The sequence below is a fragment of the Dellaglioa sp. CoH-57-MRSF-22 genome (genome assembly GCF_056781895.1).
In genome coordinates this window covers 1-349 of record NZ_JBXAXT010000136.1, presented here as the reverse complement: position 1 = coordinate 349, position 349 = coordinate 1, and the positions used below count along the sequence as shown (strand labels likewise).

1 protein-coding gene and 1 tRNA gene are annotated in these 349 nt (G+C 53.3%); both read left to right on the top strand.

What is annotated here, in order from left to right; genetic code table 11:
- A partial coding sequence (locus tag AC1RPR_RS08550) for a hypothetical protein (RefSeq protein ID WP_481763523.1) occupies window positions 1–190 on the top strand: 190 nt, incomplete at its 5' end.
- A gap of 10 nt (window positions 191–200) precedes the next feature.
- Window positions 201–289: transfer RNA gene (locus AC1RPR_RS08545), tRNA-Ser, on the top strand.
- The last annotated feature ends 60 nt before the right edge of the window (window positions 290–349 follow it).

Below are 349 nucleotides of genomic sequence, written 5' to 3'. Positions count from 1 at the left end.
CGATCATAACCTGAATGTAAACCTGTACGTGGTTTCGGTACAGCCCACGCTGAACGTAGACATCGTGGGTGGTGCTCAGCCCGAAGCAGCAGATGGCAAGGAAGGCTCTGCTCCAGAGGTGATTGACGTTCCTGTCGAACAGGTCACGGACAAGCCGAAGCGCGTGCGTAAGCCTCGCGATAGTAAATAAGCAGAACAATGGAAGTGTGGCCGAGTGGTTTAAGGCTCCGGTCTTGAAAACCGGCGAGGGCTTTGTCCTCCGTGAGTTCGAATCTCACCGCTTCCGCCAAGTTTTGGTGATTGTGCAGTATGCGGGTAAAAATAGGTAGCCCGTACGTGAATCGTGTCT